21 protein-coding genes are annotated in these 22,114 nt (G+C 66.0%); 10 read left to right on the forward strand and 11 right to left on the reverse strand.

Features of this window, described 5'->3' with window-relative positions; translation table 11 throughout:
* Positions 1–23: 23 nt before the first annotated feature.
* A complete protein-coding gene (locus tag K4G67_RS00260) occupies positions 24–311 on the forward strand; it encodes a 4a-hydroxytetrahydrobiopterin dehydratase (protein ID WP_239804417.1) in 288 nt (95 codons plus the stop codon).
* Here the strand turns inward: K4G67_RS00260 and K4G67_RS00265 are convergent.
* Positions 306–923: a DNA-3-methyladenine glycosylase family protein gene (locus K4G67_RS00265; RefSeq protein WP_239804418.1), complete on the reverse strand. Its 618-nt coding sequence runs from the start codon at positions 921–923 to the stop codon at positions 306–308. The two genes, K4G67_RS00260 and K4G67_RS00265, sit on opposite strands and share 6 nt — an antisense overlap.
* 128 nt (positions 924–1,051) lie before the next feature.
* On the opposite strand from K4G67_RS00265, the gene K4G67_RS00270 reads away from it, so the two are divergent.
* A complete protein-coding gene (locus tag K4G67_RS00270) occupies positions 1,052–1,369 on the forward strand; it encodes a 2Fe-2S iron-sulfur cluster-binding protein (RefSeq protein WP_239804419.1) in 318 nt (105 codons plus the stop codon).
* 122 nt (positions 1,370–1,491) lie between these two features.
* On the opposite strand, the gene map is transcribed toward K4G67_RS00270, so the two are convergent.
* Together map and K4G67_RS00280 are read right to left on the reverse strand one after the other, a co-directional pair.
* Positions 1,492–2,322: a type I methionyl aminopeptidase gene (gene map, locus K4G67_RS00275; protein WP_239804420.1), complete on the reverse strand. Its 831-nt coding sequence runs from the start codon at positions 2,320–2,322 to the stop codon at positions 1,492–1,494.
* Positions 2,323–2,385: 63 nt separating this feature from the next.
* Positions 2,386–3,204 (reverse strand): DUF4163 domain-containing protein, encoded by an 819-nt coding sequence (locus tag K4G67_RS00280; RefSeq protein ID WP_239804421.1) that lies wholly within the window; start codon positions 3,202–3,204, stop codon positions 2,386–2,388.
* A 66-nt stretch (positions 3,205–3,270) separates the two neighbouring features.
* On the opposite strand from K4G67_RS00280, the gene K4G67_RS00285 reads away from it, so the two are divergent.
* The 5 genes from K4G67_RS00285 to glnA all read left to right on the forward strand — a co-directional run bounded on the left by K4G67_RS00285 (position 3,271) and on the right by glnA (position 8,159).
* Positions 3,271–4,668 (forward strand): leucyl aminopeptidase family protein, encoded by a 1,398-nt coding sequence (locus tag K4G67_RS00285; RefSeq protein ID WP_239804422.1) that lies wholly within the window; start codon positions 3,271–3,273, stop codon positions 4,666–4,668.
* 95 nt (positions 4,669–4,763) lie between these two features.
* A complete protein-coding gene (locus K4G67_RS00290; RefSeq protein WP_239804423.1) occupies positions 4,764–5,114 on the forward strand; it encodes an SH3 domain-containing protein in 351 nt (116 codons plus the stop codon).
* The gene (gene argC / locus K4G67_RS00295; protein WP_239804424.1) at positions 5,111–6,049 is read left to right on the forward strand and encodes an N-acetyl-gamma-glutamyl-phosphate reductase; all 939 of its coding nucleotides are present in this window, start codon (positions 5,111–5,113) and stop codon (positions 6,047–6,049) included. Before K4G67_RS00290 ends, argC begins: the two co-directional genes overlap by 4 nt.
* A gap of 267 nt (positions 6,050–6,316) precedes the next feature.
* Positions 6,317–6,655, forward strand: a complete 339-nt coding sequence (locus K4G67_RS00300) for a P-II family nitrogen regulator (protein WP_239804425.1) — start codon at positions 6,317–6,319, stop codon at positions 6,653–6,655.
* Positions 6,656–6,749: 94 nt separating this feature from the next.
* Positions 6,750–8,159 (forward strand): type I glutamate--ammonia ligase, encoded by a 1,410-nt coding sequence (gene glnA / locus K4G67_RS00305; protein WP_239804426.1) that lies wholly within the window; start codon positions 6,750–6,752, stop codon positions 8,157–8,159.
* A gap of 189 nt (positions 8,160–8,348) precedes the next feature.
* Here glnA and K4G67_RS00310 read toward each other — a convergent pair whose 3' ends face one another.
* The gene (locus K4G67_RS00310) at positions 8,349–8,672 is read right to left on the reverse strand and encodes a hypothetical protein (protein WP_239804427.1); all 324 of its coding nucleotides are present in this window, start codon (positions 8,670–8,672) and stop codon (positions 8,349–8,351) included.
* On the opposite strand from K4G67_RS00310, the gene K4G67_RS00315 reads away from it, so the two are divergent.
* On the forward strand, positions 8,661–9,359 hold the full coding sequence (locus K4G67_RS00315) for a hypothetical protein (RefSeq protein ID WP_239804428.1): 699 nt from the start codon (positions 8,661–8,663) through the stop codon (positions 9,357–9,359). The two genes, K4G67_RS00310 and K4G67_RS00315, sit on opposite strands and share 12 nt — an antisense overlap.
* 20 nt (positions 9,360–9,379) lie before the next feature.
* Positions 9,380–9,925: a fasciclin domain-containing protein gene (locus K4G67_RS00320; protein ID WP_239804429.1), complete on the forward strand. Its 546-nt coding sequence runs from the start codon at positions 9,380–9,382 to the stop codon at positions 9,923–9,925.
* A gap of 46 nt (positions 9,926–9,971) precedes the next feature.
* Here K4G67_RS00320 and K4G67_RS00325 read toward each other — a convergent pair whose 3' ends face one another.
* The 4 genes from K4G67_RS00325 to K4G67_RS00340 all read right to left on the reverse strand — a co-directional run bounded on the left by K4G67_RS00325 (position 9,972) and on the right by K4G67_RS00340 (position 18,744).
* On the reverse strand, positions 9,972–14,183 hold the full coding sequence (locus K4G67_RS00325) for a translocation/assembly module TamB domain-containing protein (RefSeq protein WP_239804430.1): 4,212 nt from the start codon (positions 14,181–14,183) through the stop codon (positions 9,972–9,974).
* Positions 14,180–16,366 (reverse strand): autotransporter assembly complex protein TamA, encoded by a 2,187-nt coding sequence (locus tag K4G67_RS00330; RefSeq protein WP_239804431.1) that lies wholly within the window; start codon positions 16,364–16,366, stop codon positions 14,180–14,182. Before K4G67_RS00330 ends, K4G67_RS00325 begins: the two co-directional genes overlap by 4 nt.
* A 34-nt stretch (positions 16,367–16,400) precedes the next feature.
* On the reverse strand, positions 16,401–17,255 hold the full coding sequence (locus K4G67_RS00335; protein WP_239804432.1) for an arginyltransferase: 855 nt from the start codon (positions 17,253–17,255) through the stop codon (positions 16,401–16,403).
* A gap of 223 nt (positions 17,256–17,478) precedes the next feature.
* Positions 17,479–18,744, reverse strand: a complete 1,266-nt coding sequence (locus K4G67_RS00340; RefSeq protein WP_239804433.1) for a threonine ammonia-lyase — start codon at positions 18,742–18,744, stop codon at positions 17,479–17,481.
* Positions 18,745–18,802: 58 nt separating this feature from the next.
* Between K4G67_RS00340 and K4G67_RS00345 the strand changes: the two genes are divergently transcribed.
* Positions 18,803–20,482: an amidohydrolase gene (locus tag K4G67_RS00345; protein ID WP_239804434.1), complete on the forward strand. Its 1,680-nt coding sequence runs from the start codon at positions 18,803–18,805 to the stop codon at positions 20,480–20,482.
* Between the two features lie 31 nt (positions 20,483–20,513).
* On the opposite strand, the gene tatC is transcribed toward K4G67_RS00345, so the two are convergent.
* The 3 genes from tatC to tatA are packed head-to-tail and all read right to left on the reverse strand — an operon-like array spanning position 20,514 to position 22,083.
* A complete protein-coding gene (gene tatC / locus K4G67_RS00350; RefSeq protein WP_239804435.1) occupies positions 20,514–21,317 on the reverse strand; it encodes a twin-arginine translocase subunit TatC in 804 nt (267 codons plus the stop codon).
* A 4-nt stretch (positions 21,318–21,321) separates the two neighbouring features.
* Complete coding sequence (locus tag K4G67_RS00355) at positions 21,322–21,759, reverse strand: Sec-independent protein translocase subunit TatA/TatB (RefSeq protein ID WP_239804436.1); 438 nt, start codon at positions 21,757–21,759, stop codon at positions 21,322–21,324.
* Positions 21,760–21,786: 27 nt separating this feature from the next.
* Positions 21,787–22,083, reverse strand: a complete 297-nt coding sequence (gene tatA, locus K4G67_RS00360) for a twin-arginine translocase TatA/TatE family subunit (RefSeq protein WP_420829965.1) — start codon at positions 22,081–22,083, stop codon at positions 21,787–21,789.
* Positions 22,084–22,114: the final 31 nt, after the last annotated feature.

Raw genomic sequence — 22,114 nt, forward strand, 5'->3', positions numbered from 1 at the left:
CAAGCCAGGGGAATGAAACGAGTATGGTCGACAGGCTGACGAAAGAGGAAATCGGTGCAATGCTGGCGCAGGCGCCGGAATGGACGCTGCGCGAAGATGGCGGCGCGATCGAACGGCGCTTCGTCTTCGACGATTTCGTGGCGGCGTTCGGGTTCATGACGCGCGTTGCCATGCTCGCGGAAAAGGCGGATCATCATCCTGAATGGAGCAATGTCTACAACCGGGTGGACATCACGCTCACCACCCATGACGCGGACGGATTGTCGGCGCGCGATGCGGACATGGCGCGGGCGATCGACGCCGCGTTATAGCGCCGGATTCTGGTAATAATGCCAGGTGAAGATCGCCATCGCGCCGCGATGCGGTCGCCATTTTTCGGCAAGCGCGCGGGTTTCGCGTTCGTCGGGACGTTCCGAAAGCCCGGCAATGCGCCCCGCGCCCACCTGCACGGCGAGATCGCCGGCAGGCCAGATGTCGGGCCGTCCCTCGGCAAAAAGCAGGTAGATTTCCGCCGACCAGCGGCCGATCCCCTTGACCTGCGTGAGAGCGGCAATCGCCTCCTCGTCATCGGCCGGCAGAGCGTGCAGGTCGAGTGCGCCATCCGCGATCAACGCGCACAGTGACCGGGCATAACCCTGTTTCTGCCGCGACAGACCGCAGGCGCGCAACGCGTCGAAGTCCGCCGCCAGCACGGCGCGCGGCGGAATATCCTCGCCCAGGTGCGCGACCAGCCTGCCCCACACCGCATCCGCCGCCGCGACCGAAACCTGTTGCCCCACGATGGTGCGCAGCAAGGTGCGGTATCCGCGCTCGCGAATGCGTTCCTGTGGGTAGCCGACCGCCTTCAGCGCGGCCGCCACCTGCGGATCGCGGGCGGCGATGGCGTCCAGCCCCGCGGCGATTTGCGCATTCGTCAGACCCATCGCCGTTCCCCCGCCATGCTGCACCCGACCAAAAGCAGGCTTGCCAAATCCCGCGTAACCCGATAGCAGCCCGCCCCGGACAGGCAAGCGATGTCCCGCGCATCGCCGCCGAAACATAGGGACAGACTATGCCGCAACTGATTGTCGTCAATCGCGAAGGCGAGGAAAAGCCGGTCGAAGCGCAGGACGGGCTGACCGTGATGGAAGCGATCCGCGACAATGGTTTCGATGAATTGCTGGCGCTTTGCGGGGGCTGCTGCTCCTGCGCGACATGCCACGTCTATGTCGATCCCGCGTTCGGCGACAAAATGCCGAAGATTTCGGCTGACGAGGACGATCTCCTCGACAGCTCCGACCATCGTAAAGAGAATTCGCGACTTTCCTGTCAGATCCCGATGTCGGGCGATCTGGACGGTATGAAGGTTCAAATCGCCCCGGAGGATTGAGGCCGCGCGCCACGATCGTTCCGGTCGGCGCGAAGCCGGTTGGAGAGGAAACGCCCCGGTTCCCGCCAAGAGGAGCCGGGGCGTTTATTTTATGCCAGGCATTTCGCGACAGTCGCGCGCGCTCACACCTCGTAGGGAGGCGCGTGGCGCTCCTTCGGGCTGAGCGTGAAGATTTCGCAGCCGTCCTCGGTAATGCCGATGGAATGTTCGAACTGCGCCGACAACGAACGGTCGCGCGTCACCGCCGTCCATCCATCGTCGAGGAGCTTTACCCCGGCCTTGCCCAGATTGATCATCGGCTCGATGGTGAAGAACATGCCCGGCTTTAGTTCAGGGCCGGTCCCCGCGCGACCGGCATGGACGACTTCGGGCGCATCGTGGAACAACCGTCCGAGCCCGTGCCCGCAAAATTCGCGCACCACGCCGTAGCGGTGGTTTTCGGCATGCGTTTGGATGGCGGACGCAATATCGCCGAGCCTCGCGCCGGGGCGGGCCTGCTCGATCCCGATCATCAGGCATTCATACGTCACGTCGACCAGCCGCCGCGCCTTTAACGGCACATCGCCGACAAGATACATGCGCGAGCTATCGCCGTGCCACCCGTTGAGCAGCGGCGTCACGTCGATATTGACGATGTCGCCATCCTTCAGCGTCTTTTCCGACGGAATGCCGTGGCACACCACGTGATTGATCGAGATGCAGCAGCTGTGCCGGTATCCGCGATAGCCCGCCGTTGCCGGAACCGCCCCGGCGTCGAGCGTCATCGATCGCACCGCATCGTCGAGTGCGCCCGTCGTGATGCCGGGACGCACCATTTCGGCCATCGCATCGAGGATTTCGGCCGCCAGCCTTCCCGCCTTGCGCATGCCGGCAAAACCGGCCTCGCCATGCAGCTTGATGGTGCCGTCGCGCGGCAGGATGTCGGTGTCGTCTACGATCTGATACTGTGTCATGCGCCCCCATGTAGCGGCGCGCGGGCCGGATTGCGAGTGGTCAAACGCCGGGCCGGTCGACGCTTACCCCTCCGGCGCTGTGGCAAAGGCGTCGCGATATTCGGGGCGTAGCGCGGCGATCACCGCCTCTGTCACCGGAATGGTGACATCGTAGCTGCCCTCCGCATGCGAGCCGGCGACCGACGATCCGATGAGAAAGCCGAGCCGGTCGATACGGCGCCCGTCGCTCGACCCCAGGATCATCGCGGCATCGGCTACGGGGTCGATGCATTCATTCTCCCACCCGCCCTGCGTGCCCATGTCGCCGCGCCTTTCAGCCCGCGCACGGTCGAGCGCGTCGCACATCGGCCCGCGCACCGCATCGCCAAGCGCGGCGGTACCCGAAAACATCGTGCCGGGCTGAAGCACCAGGTTCTTCTCCCGGTCGAGCACCAGCGCATCGAAGGTCTGCATCCCGTGCGCGCCCCCTTCGTAAGCATAGGTCTCCGCCGACAGCGAGACGAAGCGCGGCGTTTGCGTCACAACGCTCCATTTTTTGTCAAAACCGAAGGGGCGGAAGGGATAGCCCGATGCCAGCGCCTCCCGCCGCGCGGCGCTGGCGCTTGTCGCGATCTCGTTGCGCAGGCGCTGCCGCTCTGCGGTGAGCGCGTCCTTCAACGGGCCGGTTCCCGCAGCGGCAGGCCAGCTATAGGCGAATTGGAAATCGTCGGTGCTTTCATCCACCGCCTCGGCCCGGCCCGGTTCCGCCGGAGTGACGGCCTCGGCGGCGACCGTTGCCGCGTCCTCGCTTGGCCGCGATGCCGCAGGCTCCGCCGCGCCATTGTCGGAGCATCCCGCCAGCACGGGCAGGAACAGGGCGGTGGCAAGAGCCGTTCGAAACATACAGATTTCCCTCGCTAGCGGATGGCAGCGCCGTCTATCGCGGCGACAACCAAGGATATGGATACGATGAACCGAACCGAAAAGAGCCCCGCCCTTATCGAGGCCGACCGCGGCCAGGACGCGATCGCGCTCCACCTCGTCAACAAGGACGGGTTCGACGCATGGCGGAACGCACTCTGCGCGCCGCAACGCGCGGCGCTCGCGGCGCAGAAATTCGAGGGCAAGGGGTATGAAACCGCAATTCTGCCCGATGGGGACGGCTGGTTCGCGGTGGGCGGCGTCGCCAATCCGGCCAATTTGTCGAGCTGGTGTCTGGCAAAACTTGCCGAGGTGCTGCCCGCCGGCACCTACCGCCTTGCCAGAGGGGACGCCGGGCCCGCGCTGTTCGGGTGGCAGACCGCGCAATATCGGTATGACCGGTATAAAAAGAACGCCGAGGCCGAAGGCCCGCGCATCCTCCTCACACAACAAGCCGCCGCCATCGATGCCGCCATCGCGGAGGCCGAGGCCGCGAATCTGGTGCGCGACCTCGTCAATACTCCGGCAGAGGACATGGGCCCCGAAGCGCTGGAGGCCGAGGCCGAGCGCATCGCCAAGGCATACGGAGCGACGATATCGGTGACGCGCGGCGACACGCTCGAACGCGAATATCCGATGGTTCACGCCGTGGGCCGCGCCGCCGCCCGCGGGTTCGCGCCGCGCATGATCGAAATCGAATGGGGCGATGAAAATGCGCCGCGGCTCGCCATCGTGGGCAAGGGCGTGTGCTTCGATTCCGGCGGGCTCGACATCAAGGGGGCGAGCGGCATGGCGCTGATGAAGAAAGACATGGGCGGTTCGGCCCATGCCTTGGCGCTGGCGCAGCTGATCATGGCGCGGGGGCTGAACGTGCGTCTGCATTGCCTCGTCCCGGCGGTGGAGAACGCGATTGCCGGCAACGCATTCCGGCCTGGCGACGTCCTGACATCGCGGGCGGGAAAGACCGTGGAAATCACCAATACCGATGCCGAAGGGCGTCTGATCCTCGGCGATGCGCTGACGCGGGCGAGCGAGACGAAGCCTGAACTCATCATCGATTTCGCCACGCTGACCGGCGCGGCGCGCGTGGCGCTTGGCCCCGACCTCCCGGCGCTGATGGCGCGGCGCGACGCGACCGCCGATGCATTGCTCACCGCGGGTAAGGCGCATGACGACGAATGCTGGCGCCTGCCGCTTCCCGAAACCTATCGCGACATGTTGAAAAGCGACATCGCCGACATGGCCAATTCGGCCAGCGGCGGGTTCGCCGGCGCGATCACGGCGGGGCTGTTCCTCGATGCATTCGTCGCCGACGATCTCGACTGGGCGCATTTCGACACGTTCGCCTGGCGCCCGGCCGCAAAACCGGGACGGCCCAAGGGGGGCGCCGCGCTCGGCCTCAGGGCGGCATGGCACATGGTGCAGGCCCGTTTCGGCGGCAATTGAACGGGGCCGGCGGGGCGGAAACTTGCCTCTCCCGGCACGGCGGTCTAAGCGGCGCGTTCGCGAAAGACTTTCACTCGATCAGAAAAACGCCGCCCTTGCCCGATCCAGCTACCCTGTCCATTTCCAAAGAGCCGCAGCCGCGCAGTTTCAACCTGTCCGGCCCGCGGGAGCGTGACGACGTGCCCCTTCCCGCGCGCGGCGATCTTGCGCATATCGATCTGGCCGGCAGGATCTTCGTGCCGCATTACGCGGTGCCGATGACGCATGTCGCGACGCGGGCCGTAACGATCACGGCCTCGCCGCAGGCCGGGGCCGGTCCGGTCGGGTCGCTTACAGAAGGGGACAGGTTCGACGTGCTCGATTTTTCGGGTGGATACGCCTGGGGCAGCACGCGGGGCGGAACGGCAGGCTACGTCGCGTCCGATGCGCTGGTGGCCGAGGCATGAGCGTGCGCGTCTTCATCGATGGGGCGGCCTGGACGACCGGGCTTGAGATCGCCGAACGGCTGACCGGGCGTAGCGGGATCGAGATGATCGCCCTGCCCGACGACCGGCGCAAGGACGATGCCGCGCGGGCAGAGGCGCTGAATGACTGCGACATCGCCATTCTGTGCCTTCCCGACGATGCCGCACGCGAATCGGTCGCCATGATCCGCAACGATACCACTCGCGTGATCGACGCATCGACCGCGCATCGCGTCGCGGATGGGTGGACCTATGGTTTTGCGGAACTGGTCGGACACGCCGCCATCGCGGGGGCGCGTTTCGTGTCCAATCCAGGCTGCTATCCGACCGGGTTCCTGGCTCTTGTCGCGCCATTGGTGGCGGGCGGACTGCTGCCGGCGGATTTCCCCTTCGTGTGTCATGCCGTGTCCGGATATTCGGGCGGCGGCAAGGCGATGATCGCCGATTACCGCAATGGCGAAAACCCGCCTGCGTTTCGCGGCTATGCCTTGCACGGCGGGCACAAGCATCTGCCCGAAATGCAGAAACATGCGGGGCTGACCCACGCGCCGGTGTTCGCGCCGGCGGTCGTGCCCACGATGCGCGGCATGGTGGTGGAGGTACCGATCCCCGCCGCCGCCATGGCGGTTACGGCCGATGCGGATGCGATGCGCGCCGCCCTGCGCGAACGCTACGCCGGTTCGCCGATTGTCACCGTCACGCTTGAGGACAAGGACCGCGCCGCGCTGCTGCTCGATGGTGAGGGCGGCGCGCATGACGGGATCGTGCTGCACGTGTTCGCAAGCGCGGACGGCACCCAGATCCGGCTGGCCGCGACGCTCGACAATCTGGGCAAGGGGGCGAGCGGTGCCGCGCTTCAGAACCTCAATATCATGGCCGGGTTCGATGAGGCGACGGGGCTGAACCTCGCCGAATAGTGCCTGTGTGACAGGCACCGCCCAATATTTAAGCACAAGCTGCACGATTAGGCATCATTGCGCGGTTTGACGCGCAAGTTTATTTTGCAAATCTCGTCAAAAAGCGCTCCTTTCGCGGCTCCGCCCCCTTTCGTTCGGGTTGTCCATCGCCTAGGGTTCCGCCCTAGTCGGACGGCGAATCTTCCCGTCGCCCCGACGCGGCATTCCGGCATTCCCGCCCTTGCCGCATCGTGCGGGAAGCGCATTTGCGGGAGCCTTGAAAGCGCTGTGAAAAAGATCGAGGCAATCATCAAGCCGTTCAAGCTCGACGAGGTGAAGGAAGCCCTTCACGAGGTCGGCGTCACCGGGATCACCGTCACCGAGGCCAAGGGCTTCGGGCGGCAGAAGGGGCATACGGAGCTGTATCGCGGCGCCGAATATGTCGTCGATTTCCTGCCCAAGGTGAAGCTTGAGGTGATCGTTGCCGCCGATCTTGCCGAACGCGTGGTCGAGGCGATCGCCGGCGCGGCACAGACCGGACGCATCGGCGATGGCAAGATCTTCGTATCCCCGATCGAATCGGCGATCCGCATCCGCACCGGCGAACGCGACGCCGACGCGGTCTGAATTCGCGCAGCGACCGCGCGGCACGCGCGCGGAATGTCGAAATTCTCACGATAAATCCCCGGCCCGCCCGGGTCCCAAGACGAAAGGTATGAACATGGCTTCTGCAAGCGACATCCTGAAACGGATCAAGGACGAAGAGATCGAGTGGGTCGATCTGCGTTTCACCGACCCCAAGGGCAAGTGGCAGCATCTTCAGATGCTGGCCGGGCCGCTGGGTGAGGACGAGCTGGAACAGGGTCTGATGTTCGACGGCTCCTCGATCGAGGGGTGGAAGACGATCAACGAATCGGACATGATCCTGAAGCCCGATCTCGACGCGGCCTATATCGATCCGTTCTCCGCGACCCCGATGCTCGTCCTGTTCTGCGACATCGTCGAACCCTCGACCGGTGAGTTGTATGGCCGCGACCCCCGCTCCACCGCCAAGCGGGCCGAGGAATTCCTGAAGACCACCGGGCTTGGCGACACCGTCTATGTCGGGCCGGAACCGGAATTCTTCATGTTCGACGACGTGAAGTTCTATGACGGTTACGATGGCTCGGGCTATCGCATCGACGACATCGAACTGCCGACCAATTCGAACCGCGATTACGAAGGCGGCAACCTCGCCCACCGTCCCCGCGCCAAGGGTGGCTATTTCCCCGTCGCGCCGGTCGACAGCGCCATGGACATCCGCGCCGAGATGGTCACGACGATGGTCGAAATGGGCCTGCCCATGGACAAGCATCACCACGAGGTCGCCTCCGCGCAGCACGAGCTGGGCATCACCTTCGGCACGCTGACGCAGACGGCCGACCGGGTGCAGATCTACAAATATGTCGTCCACATGGTGGCGCAGGCCTATGGCAAGACCGCGACCTTCATGCCCAAGCCGATCAAGGCCGACAACGGGTCGGGCATGCACACCCACATGTCGATCTGGGACAATGGCAAGCCGACCTTTGCCGGCAACGGCTATGCCGGCCTTTCGGACAATTGCCTTTACTACATCGGCGGCGTGATCAAGCATGCCAAGGCATTGAACGCCTTCACCAACCCCACCACCAACAGCTACAAGCGTCTGGTGCCCGGGTTCGAGGCGCCGGTGCTCCTCGCCTATTCCGCGCGCAACCGGTCGGCATCGTGCCGCATTCCGTATGGCGCGGGCGAAAAGGCGAAGCGCGTCGAATTCCGCTTCCCCGATCCGCTGGCCAATCCCTATCTCTCGTTCGCGGCGCTGTTGATGGCCGGCATCGACGGGATCAAGAACAAGATCCACCCCGGCGACGCGATGGACAAGAATCTCTACGACCTGCCCCCGGCGGAGCTGGCCGAGGTGCCGACCGTATGCGGTTCGCTGCGAGAGGCGCTGACCGCGCTCGAGGCTGATCATGAGTTCCTGCTCGAGGGCGGAGTGTTCACCAAGGAGCAGATCGACGCCTATGCCGAATTGAAATGGGCCGACGTGCTGCGTTTCGAAACCACGCCCAGCGCGGTCGAATTCGACATGTACTACAGCGCCTGATTCCCTCGGGACGTTAGTTTGTGAAGGGCGTCCGTCCGTGGGTCGGGCGCCCTTTTTCGTGGCATGCTTATCGGACAGGGACGATGCCGCAGCGCACGCCCCTATGGAACCGTGCGCCTTTGCAATGTGTTATGCCTGCAAAGGAGATTAACAATGCGCAAGTTCTTGATCGGCGTTGCCGTGCTTGCCTTATCCGCCCCGGTCGCCCACGCGCAGCCCGGAAACGGCCAAGGCAACGGACAAGCGAAAGGCCAGGCGGCCGCCAATGACGCAAACGGCAAAGGCAATGCCAATGCACGCGGCAATAATGGAGCCGGCAACCGCGGCAATGGTGGCGGAAAGCCGGACAAACAAGCCTCTGCCGGTCCTCGTAATCCCGGCAACGGGAATGGCAACGGCAACGCCCGTCACACCAACGACGTCCAACCGCGCGGCAATTCCGCCCGATCCCTTAATGGCAATGGCAATGGCAACGGCGCCGGGAATGGCAACCGTCCAGTAATGCAGCGCCACAACGGCAACGGCCGGCAGGATCGCGACATTCGCGCCATTCGCGATGATTATTATTCCACCAGCGATTACCGCGATAGTCCCGTCGGCGACATCTTCTACGACCGGCGCTCACCCGATTATCGGCCCGTCGACGGCTGCCCGCCCGGCCTTGCAAAGAAGAACAACGGGTGCATGCCGCCCGGCCTCGCGCGGAAGGCCGAGCGCCGGTATGACCGTGCCGACTGGTGGGATTTGCCCAACATGACCGACGGGCGGTATCGGTATTACGACGGCAATCTGGTTCGGATCGGCGACGGCGGCAGGATCAGCGGCTATTACCCGTTGCTCGCCGGTGCGCTTTCGCCGGGACAGCGTTGGCCGAACTGGTTCCGGCAGGATCCGCTCCCATCCTATTATCAATCCTATTACGACCTCGGCAAGGCGCAGAGCTATCGCTACGCCGACAATACGATCTACCGGATCGATCCTGCGACGCAGGCCATCACCACGGTCGCGGCGCTGCTCACCGGCAATGACATTCGCGTGGGACAGCCGATGCCGTCGGGCTACGATGTCTATAACGTGCCATATAACTACCGCGACCGTTACCGCGACGGGCCGGACGCGCGTTATCGATACAGCGACGGCTATGTCTACCGGATCGATCCGACGACGCAGCTCGTCCAGGCCGTGATCGAGCTTCTGTGATGGGCGGGGAAGGAAAACCGATGAACCAGATTTTGCGCAACCTGTCCGCGGCGCTGTTGCTTGTCGCGCCGCTGGCCGCATGCGGTTCGGACGAGGCCGAAGATGCGGCGAGTGAAGCGACCGATGCGCGCAACGAATCGCTGGCCGCGGCGCTTGCCGATGCGGACGGACTTTCTCGGTTGAGCGGTGCGCTCAATGAAACGGCGATGGCCACCATCTTCGACGGAACGGCGAGCTACACGATCCTCGCGCCCAGTGATGCTGCCTTCGACAAGGCTGCCCCCTCCGGCGGTGGGGGTGAGAATGCGGATGCCGTGCTGGCCGCGGTGCTGCGCGAACATGTCCTGCCGGGTGCGTTCACCGTGCCCGATATCGCCCGCGCGCTCGAAAACAACGGCAGCGTCGAAATGCAGAACATGGCCGGGACCATGCTGACCTTCGCAAAGGATGGCGATGCGATCCGCGTCACGGACGAGGATGGCGGCACCGCTCTCGTCACAGGGGGCGCGATCATCGCCAATAATGGCGTCGCGATCCCGGTCGATGCGATGCTGAAAACCCAGTAACGCCGGTGCCGGGTGCGGGGCGCATGCTCGGCACCCGCATGGCGGGTCAGTAATCCCGGCTGACCTCGGCCCCGACCGAATTATACCCGATGGACGACACGCTGGCGAGCAGGGAAAGCCAGCTCGTCACCCGGTATTCGAGCGCGCTCGCGCTATAGCCGCGCCCGTCGGTAATCAGCTCGACATAGAGATTACGCCCCAGATACTCGCCCGCCGCGACGCTGGTGCCCCGGCCCAGCGCCTCATCAGCGCCGACGATGCGAAGCCGGTCGAGACCGATCGCGCTGCGCAAGCGGTTGATCGGGTCGAGACCGCTCCCGCCCCCTTGGAGCGCAGCGACCGCGGAGCCGAGCTGTAACGCCTCCGCCGCGGAGATATTGGCAATGGAATCGCCGAACAGCAGGCGGGACAGCACCTCTTCCTCCGGCAGGGCCGGCACGGAGGAAAAGGCGATCTGCGGCGCGAGCGCGGAACCGCTGATCGCGATGCGGGCGTCGATATCCTCCACATCGGCGACGGCGAGCACGTTCAACTGCGGATCGGGCGGATTTTCGCCGGTAAACTGAATACGGCCACGTTCGAGTTCGAAACGCTGGCCCGAAAACTGATACCCGCCGCGAACGAGCTCCGCCTCGCCATAAAGGCGCGGTGCCGCGATGGTGCCGCGAATGCGGACATCGGCCTCCCACTCGCTGTCGAGGCCGAGGCCGGTCACGGCGAAACGATCGTCGGCACGCACGTCGATGAGATAGCGCCACGGCCCCATGCGCGACCGCGCCGCCTGCTGATCCGCGGGGAGGTTGATTTCCCGCGTCGCCACGTTCGGCAGGCTTTGCGCCGCCGATGCACGTCCCAATTGCCATCGCCCGCGATCCACGCGAAGCCGCCCGGCGATCGTGCCGCGATTGTCGCGGGCAAGGATGCGCATCGGCCCCGTTACCACGGCGCTGATTTCATCCCGGCGGAGCAATTGCGCTTGCTGTGCGGCGATGCGGATATCCAAGCCGACACCGCGCTGCGCAATATTGGACAGGTCGATGGTGCCGCTGCCCGAAACCGTGCCGCCATTCCCCGCGCGCCCGGAAAACCGCCCGATCCGCAGGATGGAGCCATCGAAATTGCCGCGCAGGTCAATGGCGTCGATGTCGGTCCCCGTAAGCGCGCTCTGCATGCGGAGGTCGTCGCTGCGGATGGTGCCGCGCAATTGCGGATCGTCGAGCGTGCCGCGCATGTTGGCGGCGATGCGCACCTCGCCGGTAAGGTCGAACAGTTCCACCGCGACCAGACGCCAGATCGCATCGGCCGGCCCGCGATAACGTGCCTGCCCCGAAAGGCGCCCGGCGCGCAGCCGGTCGACCACCGCGCCGCTCGCCGGGAGGTCGTCGATACGCGCCTGCAGCCGTCCGCTGCGATTGCCGTTCTCGCGGATGACCGCGCGCGTTTCGAACCGGCCCGCCGACAATTCCGCCACCACCGCCAGATCGACCGGCCGCGAGGTCAGCACCAGCCCCGACCGGGTCAGATCGTCGAACAGCAGGCGCGCCCGCCCGGTCGGCGCCTCGCCCGGCATGTCGCGGTAGGTGACGACGCCCGACGCCGTTCCGCCCAGGCCGAGATCGCTGATCAAGAGATCGCCGACCGACATCGGCATGTCCGCGAGTTTCAGCGTGATGGCGTTCACCCCGCCAAGCTGCCCCTCGGCCTGGAGCCGTCCGCCGGCGAAATCGATCTGGCTACGCTGCAATTCCCATTGCGTGCCGCCCGGCCCATCCCGGCGGAGCAGGACGGCGCGGCGCGGCATGGAAATGTCCCGCCCGGCATAGCGCCCGCGTGCGCCGACCGCGATCCTTTCGCGCGACACGTCGCCCGCCACGCGCAGGGCAAAGCGGCTGCCCCGCCGCCCGGCAATGCGGGCCCGGAAATCACCCGCCCCGTTGCGCAACCGCCCCTCCGCCGCGAGCCGTCCGATAAAGATGTCGCCGCGCGAAATCCCCTGCGCATTGATGGCGGCGTCGAGCGTCGCATCATCGCCCATCGTTCCGTCGATCCGGATATTCGCTGTGCGCACCTCGATCGGGACTACCCCTGCGAACCGCGCATTGCGCAGACGCAGGGCGGCATCGACCCCCTGCTCCCCCTGCCCCGCCGCATCCGGGGACAGGGCGAGCGTTCCCGAAACACCGCCCCCGGACACCGCAAGCTCACCGGCGACACCGCCCGGCAACAGGCGCAACTGACCGGTGACGCCGGTATCGCTGATGGTGAGGCGCTGCACAGCGATAGCCGTCCCGCCGCCCGGCAGTGCGAGCACGTCGAGCACGCCATCGAACATGCCGAGAAGCGATTGCCCCTCCGTCTCGATCCGGAATCCGTCCTCGCTCGGGTTCACGGCCACGCGCACATCGCGTAGGCCCGCCGGGGCGTAGGGGGAGGCAAAGACGAGCACCGCGCTCGGCCCGCTGCCGACGATGCTGCTCTCGATCTCGAACGCGCCGAACCGGATGTGACGGCCCGTGCCGGACAAAGTCACCGTTCCGTCGAGCGCGCGCCTGCCGGTCAGCGAAAGATCGACATCGCGTGCGTCGATGCGCGCCGTGCGGATCAGGATCGGTTGCCCGGCGGCAAGCTCCAACCGCCCGGAAAAGCGAACCGGCGGCCCCGCGATATTGCGCAGCGCAGCGTTCGTGATCCGGGCCATCCGCCCGTTGAGCGCGGCATTCAGCGTCCATTTTCGCGGACCGCCAAGTGTGGCCGCGATGTCGCCGCGAACGTTCACTGTGCCCAGATTGGCGAACGGAACGCCATCTGCCGCGACTGGCCCGGACAATGCGTAGAGCCCCCGCCGCATATCCCCGCGTAGCGCGAGCCGCGCATCGATCCCCGGCCCGGCGAGGCGCAATGCCTCCGCCGTGAGCTGCCCGTCGGAATGCACCAGCGTCCCTGTGAGCACCGCACCGCGAAGCTGCCGGTCGAGCGGCACGACCCCCGTTGCAATTCCCCCCGCCATCAACCGGAGGGGCACGGTCAGGCGCCCGTTTTCCAGCATGCCCGTACCCCGTGCCCGCACCCGCGACAGCCGCAGCGCGCCCAACGTCACGCGATCCGCCGCCGCCTCGTACCCGACCGCAGACCCGCGAAACGCCCCGTCGAAGGCGAGCCGCGCCGTCATCCCCCGGAGGCGCAGATCACCGCCAAGCAGCGCCGGATCGCGCAAACGCAGCCGCGCGACCAACCCGTCGAAACGGTTTTCGGCGAGGTCGACCGCCCCGCGGACATCGCCGCGAAGGCCGCGCCCCTTGAACCGGGCGGCGCCATCGACGATGCTGTTGCGCAAGGTTCCTTCGGCGCGCAATGAAACGGCCTCGCCCGCCGCGCGGGCGGGCAGGCCGGTGAGCAGGTCGCCGGGATAGATCCGCCCCAGCGCGCCATATCGCCCCGCCCGGTTGGACAGGCGAAAGGCCGCGAACGTGTCTCCACCGCGCCGGATGAGCAGACGCCCGTCCCACCGCCGCCAATCGCCATCTCCCGTGACCACGGCACGCAGATCCTCGCGCGCGCCGACCATGCCCGCGAGCAGACCGCCAGCCGGTGCGCGATAGTCGATTTCGAGGTCGAAGCGATTGTCCGCCTCCGCCATGTCCAGCCGTGCGGCCAACCGGTCCGCACCGCCCAGTGCGCTGTCGATGGCGATCCTCGCCCGCCCGTCCGTGATCCGGGCCTGGCCGAGCAGGTTGACGCGCCGCGCCTCCCCCGCGATTTGCGGGCCGACGGTCAATGCATCGAATTTTAGCCTGTCGATGCGGATGTCGAAATTCGGCACTATCGGCGCATCCGGGTCGCCGGGGTTGAGTGCGGGCATCCGCATCAGCTCGCCGCGACGGAAGATCAGACGCCGCACATCAAGGCCGTTCGTGAACCATGCGAACGGCTTCCATGCCAGCTCCACCTCCGGCACGCGGGCGAACACGCCCTCCGGGTCGGAAAAGCGCACATCGCGCAGGATCGCCTCATCAAGGACGGAACCCTCGATCCGCCCGACCTCGATACGAAGCCCGGACGCGGGCGCATAGCGCGAGAGCGAGTCGACGATGAAGCGATGGCCGATCGGGCTGTCGATCACGGCGAAAAACGCCGCAACGGCCACGAACATCAATGCGACGCCCGCCGTTATCCGGATGCGCCAGTACCGGGCCCAGTTCCGCCGGGACTTTTCGGGCACCGCCTCCTCGACCACAACATTATCCTGCGTGCCGGTCAAAACGCCTGACCCAGCGAGACATAGACCGCCACCGGGCCATCGCCTGGACGCGGATTGATCGGCGTGGCGAGATCGACCCGCAACGGGCCGAAATTCGTGTGATACCGTATGCCGACGCCCGCGCCGAATTGCAGGTCCGAAAATCGCGGTGTGGTGGTGGTATCGACCGCGCCCGCGTCGATGAACGGAACCACGGAAAGGGCACCGTCGAACAGCCCGGTGCGCACCCGTGCCTCCAGCGCGAATTCGGTCAGCGATCGGCCCCCCGTCGGATCGCCGATCGTATCCTTCGGGCCGATCTGTTGATAGCCGTAGCCGCGCACCGACCCGCCGCCGCCCGCGTAAAGCCGGCGCGAGGGCGCGATGTCGGACAGCCCCAGCCCCGTGATCGTGCCGAAACGCACCCGCCCCGCCCCGGTGATGCGGTCGGTGAGGGGCTGATAAAAACTGCCGTCGAGGATCGCGCGGGCGTACACCCCTTGCGAGCCTGTCGAATTGTTGCGGCTGAATTCCGGGGACAGCAGCAGCGATGCGCGCCATCCTCGCCGCGGGTCGAGCAGGTCGTCGCTTTCATCGAAACCGATCCGCCCCGGTGCCGCGACCACGAAATAGGTTTCGCGCGGGCCGAGATTGCCATCAAGCGCGCCCTCGCGCTCCTGCGACGCGACGAGTTCGAGCCCCGCCGCCCAGACAAAGCGTTTCTGAAAGATCAGCGTCGAAAGCCGTTCGTAACGGGCGATGGCCGAAATTGTCCGGGCCTCGTAAGCGTCGCGGTCGATCGTGTTGGCAAAAAGGTCGAGCGTGAGGACACGGTCGCGCCCTGTAAAATTGTTGCGCCGGAACGTTGCGCCGATGAGCTGTTCCTGCGTGCCCGCGATTCCGCGCAGGCGCAGCATGCCTTCGGGCGGGAAGAAATTGCGGTGCTCCCAACTCGCCGCGAGCCGGAAACCCTGCCCCGTGCCGTACCCGATGGCACCGGCAATCGTGCGCAGCGGGGCGGGCGTGATGTCGACATCGATCGCGACCGTGCCCGGCTCCCCGTCGGTGGGCGGCACGACGGCGCGCGGGCGCACGGTCAAGGTGGAGGCGAGCCCTGTTTGCAGGATCGCCTCGCGCAGATCCTCCACATCGCTGCCGCGGTAGGTATCGCCGGACTCGAACCGGGCGATTTGCGCCAGGTGCCGGCCCGAAAGGAAATCGGGATCCGTGCTCGTGACCGTGCCGAACCGGTATCTGCCGCCCGGCGCGACCGGCATCGACAGCGTTCCGCCATCCACCGCGTGGTCGATGGTGAGCTGCGGCTCCGCGACCTCGGCAAAGGGGTAGCCGTTCTGCGCCAGCGCATATTGAAGGTCGATCCGTTCGAACGTGATCGCGTCGAGATCGATGGGATCGCCCACCTCCACCGCAAAGCTGCGGCGCAGCATCGCACAGTCCGTCCCGGTCGCGCCGAGCGAACCAAGATCGATCGCCGTCAGCCGGTAACGCGGCCCCGGCTCCAGTACGAAGCGGAACCGCGCATAGGACCCGTCATCCACCGGCGAAGGCGCGTCGGTCGCATCGGTACCCTGCGCGGGCTCTTTCCCCGCCCCCGGCCCCCGTCCGGCGAGTTCGCGCCGGATATCGGCGTCGTAGAACCCGTAGACGGTGAGCAGCCGGGCCAGCACATCCTGATCCGCGCGTGCACGGTTGACCACCTGCGCCAGCGTATCGTCATCGTCGGCAAGCGACTCCAGCGTCGACAGAGCGAGGAATCGGGTGGTAAAATTCTCGAACTGGCCGAACCGCGCAAAGGTTTCTGGATAGGCAAGCGTGATCCGGTCGGACAGGGCCGTGCCTATCAAATCGCTTTCCCGCCCGGCGAAATCGCTTTCCATGTCGGCGCTGCGCAGGTCGGCGGCGATTTCCGGGCCGGACGGGTCGAGCCATTCGGCAAGCGCCGGATCGGGCGCGACCGGTTCGATATCGATGGCGAGCCGTTCGTCATCCGGCCAGGCGAGCGTGTAGCCGGTCTCGTCGATGGGGGTATCGGCGGCGTCTTCGCTGACGCTGCCCGGATCGGCACCCGTCGCCCACCCCTCGGCATCGGCGATCGCGCCATCGGGGATCAGCGCCTCCAGCTCCGGGTCGGCCTCTTGCGCCCGCGCGCCGGAGGGAACCCAAACGGCTGAGGCGCAAAGCATCGCCGCCCCGCAAAGCAGGGCAACGCGGCGGGATTCAGCCCTTGGCCGCCGCGTATTGCCGCTGACCGCCGGGCATGCCGTCCTTGTTCCCGCCATGCGTGCCGTCACCGCCGCGCCGTGGCGCGGAAGCCTCGGCAATGAGAGCGCTCTGACGATCGGCATCGAAACGTTCCCACCCCTCACGGCCCAGCCGTTCGAGGGGCCGGTAGCGGACCTTGTATTGCATGCGCGGCGAACCCTCGATCCAATAGCCCAGATAGACATAGGGAAGATCGGATTGGCCTGCGCGCCGGATATGATCGAGAATGATATAATTGCCAAGTCCGGTCCGCGTGGGATGGTGCGGGTCGTAGAATGAATAGATCATGGACAGGCCATCGTCCTGACGGTCGGTCAGGCAGGCCCCGACCAGACGGCCCGGCTTTCCATCCTCGCCCGGCTCGCGATATTCGATGACATAGCTTGTCACGGGCGTCTGTTCCACCATGTCGGCGTAATCCATCTCGTCCATGGCGGACATGCCGCCATCGGGATGGCGCACGGATAGGTATTTTTGCAACAGATCGTATTGCTCGACAGTGGACCATGGCCGGGTCGCCGTCGCGATCAGGTCGCCATTCGCCTTCATCGTGCGTTTCTGCGTGCCCGACGCGCGAAATTCGCTCGCCACGACGCGCACTGAAACACAGGCCGAACAGCTTGCGCAATTGGGGCGATAGGCGACGTTCTGGCTGCGGCGGAACCCGATCCGGCCAAGGGCATCGTTCAACGCTTCGGCATCCGGGCCGTCGATCTCAGTGAAGACCTTTCTTTCCTGACGGTCCGGCAGATAGGGACACGGCGCCGGGGCGGTCACGAAGAAACGGGGGAATTTCACCGGCGCAGTCATGATGCGATCACCTGGCCCTTTCGCTCTTTGACGGTCCAAAACAGACGCACCATGGCCGCATGCCGATGCTGCATCTGCGTAAATGGCAAAGCGCCACTGAACGTTAAAGTCCATTAACTACGTTTGAACGTAGCAAAACCGACCTCTCCCGCAATGGCACAGGTCGAAAATTGTTGTGAAAGGCATGGAACGCCGACGCGGCACCATGCCCGCCCCGCCAGTTTCAGGCGAGTTCCACCTCGCTCACCACGTAACCTTCACCCTGAAGCTGGGAGACGAGCGCGTCGATCTGCGCGCGGTCGCGGGCCTCGCACTCGATATCGGTGATCAGCCCCTTGGCAGGAAGGGTGGTGAAGATGCGCTGATGATAGATCTCGATGATGTTCACGCTGTGCGCGTCGAACGCCCGCATGACCTTGAACAACGCGCCCGGCCTGTCCTGCAGCGTGAGACGCAGTCGCGCCAGCCGCCCGGACCGCGCCAGATCGCGCAGCAACACATTGGCGAGCAGCCGGGTGTCGATGTTCCCGCCGCACAGGACGATCCCGATATTGCGTCCGCGGAACAGTTCGGGATTGGCGCGCACCGCGGCGAGACCGGCGGCGCCGGCGCCTTCGACCACCGTCTTCTCGATCTGCAGCAGAAGCGCGGTCGCGGATTCGAGCTGCGGCTCGTCGACAAGCACGATATCGTCGACATTGCGGGCGACCACCTTGGACGTCATCTTGCCCGGGTCGCGCACCGCGATTCCTTCGGCCAGCGTGTCGCCGCCGCATGCCATGCTCCTGCCCTTCACCTTCGCATACATGGAGGGGTAGAGCGCCGCCTGCACGCCGTAGATGGCGATGTCGGGTTTTACCTCCCGCGCGAGGGTGGACATGCCGGAAATCAGCCCGCCGCCGCCGATCGGCACGCATAGCGTATCGATTTCCGGCGCATCCTCCAGCATTTCTAGCGCGACCGTCCCCTGCCCCGCGGCCACGCGCGGATCGTCGAACGGGTGAACGAAGGTCAGCCCCATATCCTGTTCGATCTGCCGCGCATGGGCATAGGCCTCGTCATAGGTTTCCCCTTCGAGCACGACCTTGCCGCCCACGGCCTCGGTCTGCATCACCTTTACCGTGGGGGTCGTGCGCGGCATGACGATGGTGACCGGCACGCCGAGCCGCGTCCCGTGATAGCTCAACCCCTGCGCATGGTTGCCGGCCGATGCGGCGATGACGCCGCGCGACCGGGCATCGTCCTCCATCAGCAGCAAGGCGTTGAGCGCGCCGCGTTCCTTGTAGGCGGCGGTGAACTGCTGATTCTCGAACTTGAGCCAGATATTGGCCCCGGTAATGTCGGAGAGCGTCTTGCTGTGCATCGTCGGCGTGCGCACGATCTGCCCGCTGATGCGGGCGGCGGCGGCCCGGACATCCGCGGCGGTAAACGGAGCCTGATCGGCGGCGGTCGTACCGCTTTGTTTCGATGCGTTCTGAAGATCTGCCATGGCGCCCGGCCCTATCGGATATGGCGCGCCGTGCAAATGGCGTTTAAGGCTCTCGCCCATGAAGTCTGTCTTTACCCCCGTCCGCCCCGTGCTCTGCGCCTTCACCGCCCTCGCCATGACCGGCTTTCCCGCCCATGCCGATACGCTGGTCGACAATGTGGCGGGCATGCGTTTCGAACGCGACGGCACCGTCGAACGCTTTGCCGCGCTGCTGATCGACGATGACGGGCGCGTGGCGCGGCTTTACCGCGAAGGCGAACGGCTCCCGCGCGAGGTCGATTACCGCCTCGATGGAGAGGGGCGCGTGCTGATGCCGTCCTTCGTCGATGCGCATCTGCATGTCGCCGGGCTGGGTCTTGCGACGCTGACGCTCGATCTGTCGGACACGAACAGCCTGGCCGAGGCGCAGCAGCGCATCGCCGCCTATGCCGCCGACAATCCCGACCGGGCATGGATCATCGGGCGCGGCTGGAATCAGGAACGCTGGGGCCTCGGCCGCTTTCCCACCGCCGCCGACCTCGACGCGGCGGTGGCCGACCGGCCAGTATGGCTCGAACGGGTGGACGGCCATGCGGGATGGGCGAACACGGCGGCGATGCGAGCCGCGGGCGTCGATGCCGATACGCCCGACCCCGATGGCGGGCGCATCGAACGCATCGCCGGCGGCAAGATGCCCGCCGGCGTGTTCGTCGACGGGGCAAGCGCGCTCATCGACAAGGCCCGCCCCTCAATCCGGCCGGAGGATCGCGACCGCGCCCTGCAAAATGCGCAGGACCTGCTCATCGCGCGGGGCATCACCGCCGTTGCCGACATGGGCACGACGATGCAGGACTGGCACACCTACCGCCGGGCGGGCGATCTTGGCCGGCTGCGCATCCGCATCATGTCCTATGCCCATGGAGTGGAGGATATGGAGGCGATCGCCGGGCCCGGCCCCTCGCCCTGGCTTTACCGCGACCGGCTGCACATGGGCGGGGTGAAACTTTACCTCGACGGGGCGCTGGGATCGCGCGGGGCGTGGCTCAGCCAGCCCTATGTCGATGCGCCGAAGCAGACCGGTCTGCCGCTGCTCACCGGCACGCAATTGCGCAATCTGATGAGCCGGGCCGCGATGGACGATTTCCAGGTTGCGGTGCACGCGATCGGCGATGCTGCCAACGCAGAGGTGCTCGACGCGATTGCGGAACTCGACGATACATATACCGGGGAACGGCGCTGGCGCATCGAACATGCGCAGATCGTCGCACCGGCCGACATTCGGCGCTTTGCCGCACTGGGCGCGGTGGCGAGCATGCAGCCGCAGCATCAAACCTCGGACCGGTTGATGGCGGAGGCGCGGCTGGGGCCGGACCGGCTCGACGGTGCCTATGCCTGGGCCTCGATGGAAAGGGCGGGCGTGCCGGTGGCCTTCGGTTCGGACGCCCCTGTTGAAACGCCGGACGTGTTCGCCGGGCTGGCCGCCGCGATTTCGCGCACCGACGCCGATGGTCAGCCGGTCGGCGGCTGGTATCCCGATGAGACGCTTATGCCGGCGCAGGCGCTTGCCGCCTATACCGCGACGGCGGCGTGGGCCGGGCGGGCCGAGGGGCGCTTCGGCACGTTGGAAAAGGGCGAGTGGGCCGATTTCATCCTGCTGGATCAAGATCCGCTCACCGCCGCGCCCGAACGGCTGCGCGCGATGACGGTGATGGAAACGTGGATCGCGGGACAGCGGGTCTATACCGCCGATCGCGACTGACCGCCGCGAAAAGGGGCGCGGCCCGTGCGCTTCAGGCTTCCTTCTCGACCTCGGCTGCGGCGGGGGTTTCGGCTTCGGTCACGCGTTTGCGCTCGCTCCACCGCATGATCAGCAGCGAGCTTTCGAACAGGAGATAGAGCGGCAGGGCGAGGACAAGCTGCGAGCCGGGATCGGGCGGCGTCACGACCGCCGCCAGCGTCACGATCCCGACGATGACATAGCGCCGCGCCTTCGCCAGCTGCGCCCGCGTCACCAGCCCCGCACGGTTCAGCAGCAGCAGCAGCACCGGCAGCAGGAAACAGATCCCGAACGCCAGAATGAACTGCATCACCAGCGACAGATAGTCCCCCGTGCCGGGCAGGGCCTCCATCCGCATGCCGCCGGTTTCGCCCGAAAAGCCGATGAACCAGCGGAACGCGGTCGGCATGACCACGAAATAGGCAAGCGACGCCCCCGCAATGAACAGGATCGGCGTCGCGAAAAGAAACGGCAGAAACGCCCGCTTTTCCCGCGCATAAAGCCCCGGCGCGACAAAGGCCCATAGCTGATTCGCGATGATCGGGAAGGACAGGCAGAACGCCGCGAACAAGGCGACCTTCAATTCGACGAAGAACGCCTCGTAAAGCTGTGTATAGATGAGCCGGCCCTCGCCCGCCGGGAATGCCTGCGTCAATGGGCGAACGAGCCAGCCGAAAATCGTGTCGGCAAAGGGCAGGCAAATGGCAAAGGCGATGCCCAGCGCCAGAAGACACCGGATCAGCCGGTTGCGCAATTCGATGAGATGGTCGAGCAGCGGCTGCTCGCTCTCATCAATGTCGGGAATGCGATAGACCATGGGTTCAGCCCCGCGCCGCGGGCGTGTTCGCATCATCGGATGCGGTGCCTGCTGCTGCGGGCGGCGGCGGGGGCAGTGGCGGCGTTGGGGCGGCGGGCGGGTTGAGCGGCTCCATCTGCGGGCCCGCGTCGCCGTCCGCGGGGGCGGACCTGCTCACGCCGGTGGTGGCCGGCAGCGGCGTTTCGGAGCCCGGATCGCGCGCGGCTTCGGGGTGGCGCGCCATGATCTCGGCGTTGCGGCGTTTCCACTCGTCCTCCATGTCGGACAGTTCCGCATCGCGGACCATGGCGTCGATCCCGGCGCGGAAATGGCCGGTCACCTTGCGCATCTTCCCGATCCAGCGGCCTGCGGTCCGCATGGCGAGCGGCATGTCCTTCGGCCCGATGACGAACACGGCCGCGCCGATGATGATCAGCAGTTCGAAAGCACCGATGTCGAACATGGCAGGATCAGCCGTCGTCTCGCCGTATCACGCCTTGGGTTCGGATGCGTTCGGATCGGCCGGGGCTGAAACCGGGGTCGATTCGCCCGGCGCGGGGACCGGCGTCGCGGTCGGGGCCGGCGTGACGGGCGGCGCCGGGGTGGGCGCGGCCTCACTGCGCTGCTCGATCCGTGCGGCGTCCTTGCGATCTTCCTCGTTCATGCCTTGCTTGAAGCTTTTGATGCCCTTGCCGAAATCGCCCATCATTTCCGATATGCGCCCCCGCCCGAACAGGACGAGGATCAGGACAGCGACGATCAGCAATTGCCAGGGACCGACATTCACGATGCATTCTCCACAACGGGTTTCATGGCCG

The organism is Croceicoccus hydrothermalis (assembly GCF_022378335.1).
GTDB classification, from domain to species: Bacteria; Pseudomonadota; Alphaproteobacteria; order Sphingomonadales; family Sphingomonadaceae; genus Croceicoccus; species Croceicoccus hydrothermalis.